The organism is Microcystis sp. M53602_WE12, assembly GCF_030065455.1.
GTDB classification, from domain to species: domain Bacteria; phylum Cyanobacteriota; class Cyanobacteriia; order Cyanobacteriales; family Microcystaceae; genus Microcystis; species Microcystis aeruginosa.
In genome coordinates this window covers 1-9,478 of sequence record NZ_JASJFB010000874.1, presented here as the reverse complement: position 1 = coordinate 9,478, position 9,478 = coordinate 1, and the positions used below count along the sequence as shown (strand labels likewise).

Genomic DNA, 9,478 nt, shown 5'->3' with positions numbered 1-9,478 from the left:
TAAATCTAAAAACCTTGTTGGATAAGACTTTTGGACTTTTTTCCCCTCAAAAAGTGCCAGCCATTGCGGGGATCGGGGGAAAATTCAGGTACTTTTTCCCTGAAAATTAGGTAGTTGACCACCTCAAAACTGGTAAAACCTCACACCCCACACCCCACACCCTGCCCCCAGGAAAAGCTTTTTCAGCAAACCCTATATAGTATAGGGCATAACATCAATGTATAGATACCTGCCCGTCAAGTCAATTATCCAAAGATTAAACTTAGGTTAAAATTAACCATTGAGGCACACCGCCTTCCTTATCAATGTAGGTAATATCTTGGTCAATGCCAATGCCATTAACTGGTTCACCAACGTAAGACTGTACCATTTGATAACTACGAACCGCCACCGGGGGAACGGTACTTTCTGATTGCCAATAATGTTGAAAAGGCAAATCATAGAGTTGCTGACTATTCAAAATCGAATTAGCCCCCACATATAACCCGGGTAAATAACCCGCGCCTGCGACAGCATTATACCAACTTGTGCAGTATTGAATTACCGCTTCGGCTGAAACTTCAGAACTAATTCCTTCCAGATCTAACCAAACATTTACTTTCCTGGGAAAACCCACTGAAATTGCATTATTTGCCGCATTATCGCCGTAGGTTGTTCCCAATTGGGCGGAAGGAACCCAACCAGGGGAAGAAACGTGCTGCACAGGCATTAACGCCAGTCCTCCTTGTAAAATGCTAAGAGCTTCTTCGTAGGTTAAATCCCCCGGTGCTTCTCCTGCACCCAAGGAAAGATAACGGAGACAAAATTTGTAACCCTGACTGGCAAATTTTTGGGCGGTAGCTTTGGTAATTACAGAATCAGCATCAAACCCCAAAGATTGATTGGGCGCACTTTGAATAATTCCGGGTAATTGAGTCATAGTTGATGTCTCCTTGAGCAAAATTCAACTAAATTGATGACTTATTTATGAATGACGATCGAGCAAGAAATTAGTACTGGTTAGTTTCGTAGGTTGGGTTGAGGAACGAAACCCAAACACTCCACTGATTATGCCTGACAATAGACATTCATCATGTGGTGTCAGAATCTCATGGTGTAAAATCCAAGGCGGCACCGGTAACAACAGTGAGCGAGGAAGAGGAATCCGATGCAATAGGAGACCCTACATTGGGGACTAACATCTTTGATTGTGGATTATCAGTTGCCAAGGTACTCAGGAAAACACCACCTGAACCAGTTGCACACATATAATTCAGATTGGCATCAGCAATGATCGCCCAAGGGGACCCTGAGATAGTTGCATCCTGTTGGGCGGCATTGCCCACCGTATTATTACTGACATCAACAACCCAGATACTGCCCATAGAGGAATTAGAGGGGTTGGACGGAGCCGTGGCAATAAAGATTGCTCCATCTGGATAATTTCCCGGAGCTACATTATTGGTGTTTGGTGAATAGGCTAAAGATAAAATGACCTGTCCACTGGGTACTGTCCAAATAGGAGCTAACGAAGCATTGAAACCACTATAGGGCTGATAGTGTAAATTACCCGAAAGTGTGGCAAAATAAAGACCATTTGCTCCTTGACAAACAGCAGATGAATACACCATCGGCTTGCAATATTGCTCTAAATACCCGTAAAGGGTAGGAGTTGAAGATGGGTTCTTAGCATTGAAGATAACCCCCGTGGCCTCTGATATGCCGCCGAGTAGCACACAATCGTAATTAGTTAGCGTGTTCGCAGGGAAAAAGGTCAGAGATACTGGAGCTTCCGCCGTATAAGATTTGTTTGAACCCACATAAGACAAGCTCGGTACGCCGTTAGCCCAACCGACTGAATACCAGTAGAGGTTGCCATTAGACGCTGCTACATAGAGATAGCTTGTGACGGCATAATAAAAAAGTCCGGCAATTGCTGCATCGGGTTCACTTTGTTCAGAGATCTGAGTCGTAACATTACTGCTTGTAAATTGCCCAGTAGTAGCGGGAGTAATGCTGTTGAGCCAAATATTGCCAGCGTAAGATCCGGAAACGAAATAGTAGGGTGGGGTAAACCCAGGGTTGCCCTGATCAAACAGAAACTCAAGAGCCGTGGTACCGCTACCATTATTATCAAGATTACTCACCACTTGTAAAACATAATCTGGCGGGGTTGGATTCGGTGAAAATTGACCAACTGAGATGCCACTTTGGTAAGCAGAGACGAAAAAATTATAGTTATCCAATTCATTTGTTACACCCTCAACAGAACGAAAAGTCATTGCCGCGATACATTGAGTGTATGGAAAAAGAATCTCGTCGACAGATACAGATACGGACGACCAAGTAGCAGGCGAAAAACTCAGACACACCGGTTGCAATTGATTCAGATAATCGCCGCTGCTGCCTTGAAAGCCGATGAGAGTGCAGTTCCCAGGAACACTCCAAGTGGCAACGGAAGCTGAATCACAACTGGCAGGTGCAAGCAAGGAGGTTTGGCCATAGTTGGTGCTGAATTGAACTGCGTTCACATAATCACCATAGATGACAGTGATTTCGGTAATAAATTCTCCTTTGCTCAAGTTGAGTGCTGGCCAGGCATTCACCGTGCCTTGTCCGTGGGCAAACTGTTGGGTCCCGTTGAGGGATTGGTAAGTTGTGCCAATTTGGTTGACATAATCACCACCCCAAATCGAAACAGAAATCAACAGCGGTAGTTGGCCCAACCGGAGTGGTGTCGGGTTACTGCTGTTGTTGCTGCTCGTTGCTGTGGTTACAGTACCGCCATTGATGGTTTCGCAGCCGATCGCGATTGAACTGTTAATATCCCAGAAATCGGCGCTTGCATCATTACCCCAGATTGGTCCGGTAACGATTGACCAGTTAGCCGTAGGTACACCATTAGTAATACTTTGAGGTTGTGTTGGGTAGGAGGAGGCAGTAAACGGATTTTGAAACAAACTAATCTGTTGCGATCGCAACGCCTGATAATCACTTTTCAACTGCCCACAGTTTGCGGCAAAAGTGGCATCGCCAGTGTAGTTATAACGTTGATACAAATCGTCAACAATCTGCATCTGGTTATTGATGGTGGCCAGAGTACCCAGATAGCTGTTAATGGCATCAGCGACTGGGCGATTACTGGCGAGAAATTGCCAGTTACTGGTTTCACTAACCAGATTCTCATAACCAGCGGTGGTATAACTGAGGGCGATGCCTGAACCAGTAACGTTATTGGCACTCAAGCCATTGGCAAATGCCAGGAGACTTTGGATTACATTGGTTACAGTGACGCTGTTAGCAGGATCGCTGGTCGAGGTGCTGCTGGTGGCGTAGGGAAGGGATAACTTACTGATTTCAGGATTCAAGGCCTTCATTAACGGTGCTGCGCCTTGGCTGGAACTGCTGGAACTGCTGGAACTGCCGGTGCTGTTAAATGGATTGGGCAGGGGCGTATCACTGCCGCGTATCACCTGGTAAGCGTAGAAATCAAGGGTTAGTGAAGACACCGCCTGAGTAATATTTTTGGCAAGATTAGCGCTTAAAGTGATGGGCGGATCACTTGGCACCACTCCCTGAGCGCTTAAACTGTTGAGGACTGATTGCTGTTCCGAAACAGTGCTGCACTCAAAAACAAACAGGGCAATATATTCCATACCCAACACTGCCGAAGAGACATAGCTATCGCCATAGGCACTATAAAACTGCGTCGGTGAACTGCTAAACAAGCTTTGTGCGCTGCTGCTTAATTGCGGTGTGCCATTAATGATCGGGCTGGTTTTTTCATGGGAGGCATAGATCACCACCGTTACGGATAGATTGCTCACCTTCGCCGTGCGCGTAACTTTACGATGGAAGGAATCATCGTCAGCACCGCCGCCGATCGCATATTTCAGCGTCTTTGACAAACTTTCACCAGAGGAACAGACTTGATACCACTGCTTGCCAGTAGCGTTTTGATCGCCGATAGTCAGGGATGATAAATCCAAGGCACCATTGGGCATAGCGCTGTTGCTAAAGCTGTTAAAGCCAATTCCCACGGTTGTGATGGGAAGACAAGGCAAGGGGGAGGAGAGGTCATCCAGTAGGGGGGCTGCCCATTTGGCTGGACTGAGACTCAGGACAATCAATTGCAACTGATTGAGATAATCGCCGGAGGAACCTTGAAAACCTAGCAAAATTTGATTATCTGCCGCAGTCCAGCTAATTGTGTTACCAGTGCTGGAGGGTGATAGCGGGAACGTATAGTCTTGGGAGCTTGTGGTTTGGAATGTGAGTTGATTGATATAATCGCCGCAAGTCCCACTAACGCTGCTGATAAATTCATCAACGGCTAGATTCAGATTAAAACAAGGTCCGCCACCACTTCCGCCATGGCTAAAGGTTTGGGCCCCAGCCTGATAACTGTAAATGGTTGATAGCTGATCAACATAATCGCCGCCATGTAACTGAACAGCAGCGATCTTGGGCAAGTCTTTTAAACAAAGTGGTGTCGGCGTACTGTTCGCTGGATAATTGCCATTAAAGGCTGTATTACTGTTGAAAAATGGCTGTCCGGCGCAAATATCCTGAAAGGACACCGAATTATTGTTGCCCCACAGCGGCGATAATCGATTGCTGCTGCTGTTACAGGGGGTGATGGTTATGCTGTAATTAAGGCTGGGAGTCCCTTTGGCAATAATGTCAAGGGGATCGCAGGAACCGTCAGTAGGGGAGGTAGCGGCCTGTTGCGGATTGGCGGCAACATCCGTCAGCCAGGCGGTCAATTCTTGGATCGCGTTATAGACCATTTGTTGCTGTCCCCTGATGGGAAAGCCAATATTAGGGTCTGCGTAGTAATTGTAAGTCGTATAAATCTGGAGGATGTTCTCAATCTCAGACCAAATGCCATAAAGCTGCGTCAGAGTAGGCGCGACTTGTAGTTGATAAGTCTGGCGGTTGGTAACTATCGGTTGGAAGCTGCTCAAAGCCGAGGCGGGTAACAGCCCTTCATAGCCCATCGTGGTAAATGACAGCAGCCAAGGCGTATCTACATGGCTGGCAGAAAACTGGCTGGCCGTCTGCACCAAAGCCTCCGCATCGGTTTCGGCATTGCCAGTCATACTTGGTAAAGAGAAACTACTGCTACCGATAACCTGTTGGTAACAGATCAGATTAACACCTTTGGAACTTTGGGCATTGCTCACATCGGAACTTAAACTGGCATCGAGAGAGGCCGATTTAATCGACGCACTGGCACTCAGGGTTTTTTGCACCGTTTCCTGTACGGCGCTACTATCGCATTGAAACACAAATACCGCCACATACAATCCGCCGTTAACCGTAGCGCAGACAAATGAATCGCCATATTCAGTGAACAATTGCTCTGTGGTTAAATTAGCCAACGTGGGAGATAGGTTGCATTGCGTATAAACCGGACTCGATGTCACCACACGGGTAATCAGCACCAGCGTCACATCGGTATCGGTTACTTGGATGGTTTTGGTTTTGGTTTTGGTGTGACTCAATTTAAAGCCTGGTATGCCAATGGAAAATCCCCTGGTTTTGCTCAAAGTTTCCGATAATGACTGGCGACTGGCGCAAATTTTCATAATGACTTCGCTTTGCGCCCCCTGGTCAACGCTGGTACAGGCGCTGCTGTTTAGTGCGGAATTCGGCAAAGCACTGCCAAGAAAAGAATTATAGCCCACGCCCAAGGTGCTGACTGGCAGCGTATTGACAAACGGTTGCGTCTCAATCGATGGCGCTAACCATTTTGCTGGCTGTACGATAATGCAAATTGGCTGCAAGCCGAGGAGATTACTGCTGTTGCAATAACCCTGAAAGCCAATCAGCGTCGCTGCTGCTGGCAAACTCCAGCTAAAACTGCTACCACTGGTGCTTGTCGGTTGGGTGATGCTGTGACTAGCACTGTCGGTAAAACTCAACTGAGTAATCACGCCGTTGGAGATTTGACCGCTCATCTTGTCGATATACACCTGATTCTTCAAGCTATCGACACCATCATCCTGATTAGTAGCAGTTAAAAACAGGGTTGCGCCACTACATGAAGACACATTAGCAGCACCATGAGCAAATGGATGAGTATAGTTTAGTGTGTTGTAAGAGGCATAAAACTGGGCGACATTGTTATTGCCCCAAACGGTAATCATATAAAGCACCGGAATATTCGATATCGCCGTCGCTATGCCCGTAGTTTGGCTGGTGGCTTGCGAATAAGTACCCGAAGCGGTTGGGCTGTTATGACCATAAATTGAGCCATTAATCCCTGCATTTAGCGCTGTTGTGCTGGTACTGGTGCTGCTCGAGGTACTCACCTCAGAGCCGACATCAATATCCTGAAACGGCTCGTTACTGGTATCCCCAAACAGCGGTTGCGTCGGTACTAAATAATTAAATACCGGTATGCCGTTCATTAAACTCAGTGGCGGATTAATTGAACTAGCAATGCTCGGCGTTTGTGTTGGGTTCGCCGCAATACTGCTAATCCAGCTATTGACGTTACTTATATCGCTATTTAACTGCTTTTGGTTGGTGCTAAACGTGGTATCGCCGCTATATTTATAAGCCTGATACGCAGTAGCAATCCACTGATATTTGCTGGCAAGATACCCTAAACTTGTCAGGGTCGGAGCAATACAATCAAGATAAATCTGTCGGTTAGCCGCAATATTCATAAACGAGGCGCTTAAACTGCTGCCAAACAGGGTTTCATAGCCAGTTACCGCAAAATCAAACACCACTGGCGTATTGGCGTTCAAGTTTTGTGCAGTTGAAACTATATTAGAGACAAATTGACTCACATCTGAACTATTGGCAAAGGTCGGCAAACTAGCGCTGCTACCAACTAAAGATTGATAAATCTGACAACGCACGGTGGTATTGTTCAGCGTTTCTGTTAAGCCAGCAGTCAAATTAGCGCCCAGCGTTGGCGAAATATGATCACAAACATTCACTGTCACCTGTGCTGTCAATGCCGCCTGTAAACTGCGCTGGTCTTCTTTGGTTTGGCAAGAAAAAACAAAAACTGCCACATACTCCGCCCCTTCCGTCAATTCAGACACAAAACTATCGCCATACTGTTGATAAAAGTTCAAGCATTCACTTGGCGTTGTCGGTACAGTAATGCTACTGTTTAACTGGCATTGACTCAGCGCCTGATGAATGTTCTCAACCCGTGCATAAACAATAACACTGACGGAAGTATCATTGATAGACAAGGCATTAGATAGGCTCAGAGTTGAACTTACTGAAGGGTCGCTAAAGGTAGAACTAGAATCGGAACTGGAACCAGAACCAGAACCAGAATCGGAACCAGAACTAGAATCGGAACCAGAACTGGAATCATTGCTGGCTTTTTTTAAGCTAATCTGCGCCGAAACGCCTAAGGAATTGGTAACGGTATTATTAAAATCTTCAGCCGAATAACAAATCTTAAAAAAACTTTGGGAATTAGTGCCTAAGTTTTGAATTGTTGGATTGGCTGCCAAAGCATTCGTCATCTGCTTGCCAGTAAAACAATTAAAACCAACGCCGATACCGCTGATTAATTCAACGGCATGAGGAACGCCAATAAGATTCATATTTGCAAGCGCAGCCATGACAAAAATTCTCCTAATACGGATTGAGTTGAAATTAAATAATCTGGCTTTTCTCTACTTGGCAACCGCCAAGGCAGCTAGGACAACTAGGAGGCGGCAAATTCCCACAAAGCTTAAGCTTTTTTCCCCTTGTCACCTGCTATATTGAGCAGATATTGAACAATCCTGGGTAATTGAATCATCGATTATCTTCAATAACAAACGTGACTCAATTGAGGATTCATTTATTAAGAACGATTGAACAGGAAATTAGTTCCTGTTGGGTCAAAACTTATAGCAGTAAACCTATTGTTAAGGATAAGTAGGGTGCGGCAAATTCCCACAAAGCTTAAGCTTTTTTTCCCTATTGCCTGCGATAACTCCAATAGTTGATAATAACGGAATACACAATCCCCCCCCTGTCAAGTGGCCGATGTAAAAAATTTAACCAATCTTTACATTGCCCTTCTTAGGCAATTAATCCTCTTCTTTGTTCTTCTACAAATTTATCCAGTGGGAATGTTGACTTTATTTAACCTAGTTGTCACAAGCCAGAAGAAAGTCTCAAAAAAATAATTTTAAGACCAAGAAATCCTAAGCACACAATGTCGGACTAAAGCTTGGTAGAATAATAATTGAAATAAAAATCTAAGGGGAAAATCTGATGGCCACAACCGCTGATGATGTCTGGCGTTTATTAGGGGAATTAGTCGAAGCTCAAAAAGAAACTGATCGCCGTTTTCAAGAAACAGAACGTTTAATGCGAGAACAACGTCAAGAAAGCGATCGCCGTTTTCAAGAAACAGAAAGACTTTTAAAAGAGCAAAGCCAGAGAGTTGATAAACAGCTAGGAAAACTCGGAAATCGCTTGGGAGAATTTGTCGAATGGCAAATTCGTCCCGCCGCGGTAAGATTATTTAAAGAAAGAGGGCTTGATGTTCATGAATTATACTCAGGAGTGTCAGCCCAACGCCCCGAAGGGGGACTCGAAATAGATTTATTAGTAGTTAATAATACCGAAGCCGTCTTAATTGAAGTGAAAAGTAAACTGACTCAAAGCGATGTTGACGAACATTTAGAGCGACTAGAAAAATTCAAAAGATTAATGCCTCGTTACCAGAATCTGAAAGCATTAGGAGCGGTAGCCGGAATGGTTGTCCCCGACGATATTGCTCTTTATGCTTATCGTCAAGGATTATTTGTCTTAGCTCAGTCAGGAGACAATGTAATTATTTTAAACGATCCTCAATTTCAGCCTAAAGCTTGGTAATCTGTTCGTAGTATAGAATAATTAGCTTAACTTAGTGGCAATATCATCTAAATCTTGATCCGTTAGCGTGAGAGCATTAGCCACATTTTCTGTCAGCGGCCAGTCAATTTCCAGAAGATTGAAATAAGCTTGGATATGCTGAAAATAGGCTTCTTGCAGAAATTGCTTCAGGGGAGTTGTTTGCGGTTGAGGAAAAACGCCACATTCACCTTTCATGGCAAAAGTGCTGGGATTTAAGGCGAGATAATTGCAGTTTTTCACTTTCTGAATTTGACTATTAACTAATAGTGCAATTCTCGAAGATTTAGGAATATTACAAGATTGATACAGGGTAGTAATCTGCTGTAATTGCTCAATATTCCAAGCATGGGGAACAATATCCAAACTATTCCATAGTCGGCTGCTTTGATTGAGACCTGGCTCCGTATTTCCGTAGTAATCAGAAAAGGTTTGATCCCCTGGAGTTGCTCCGGCAGAAAATTGGGTATTGACGGTGATTTGTTTACCAGTAGGGTTCCAAGTTGCTTGATTTTCGTACAGCCATAATGCCATTACTGGAGATAATGCTCCGCCTAAACTATGGCCGGTGGTAATGATTTCAATAGGTTGGTCAGATTGGCTGGGAATTTCCTGGGTCAAAAATTCTAAC

The 9,478-nt window shown here is 44.9% G+C and carries 4 protein-coding genes; 1 reads left to right on the top strand and 3 read right to left on the bottom strand.

Features of this window, described 5'->3' with window-relative positions; all coding sequences use genetic code 11:
• Positions 1–262: 262 nt before the first annotated feature.
• Together PX482_RS26665 and PX482_RS26660 are read right to left on the bottom strand one after the other, a co-directional pair.
• Positions 263–919: a DUF1906 domain-containing protein gene (locus PX482_RS26665; protein ID WP_002759945.1), complete on the bottom strand. Its 657-nt coding sequence runs from the start codon at positions 917–919 to the stop codon at positions 263–265.
• 169 nt (positions 920–1,088) lie between these two features.
• Positions 1,089–7,580: a jacalin-like lectin gene (locus tag PX482_RS26660; RefSeq protein ID WP_288028084.1), complete on the bottom strand. Its 6,492-nt coding sequence runs from the start codon at positions 7,578–7,580 to the stop codon at positions 1,089–1,091.
• Between the two features lie 643 nt (positions 7,581–8,223).
• On the opposite strand from PX482_RS26660, the gene PX482_RS26655 reads away from it, so the two are divergent.
• A complete protein-coding gene (locus PX482_RS26655; RefSeq protein ID WP_002759942.1) occupies positions 8,224–8,829 on the top strand; it encodes a hypothetical protein in 606 nt (201 codons plus the stop codon).
• 21 nt (positions 8,830–8,850) lie between these two features.
• Here the strand turns inward: PX482_RS26655 and PX482_RS26650 are convergent.
• On the bottom strand, positions 8,851–9,478 hold a 628-nt coding region (locus PX482_RS26650; RefSeq protein ID WP_288123237.1), incomplete at its 5' end, for a lipase family protein.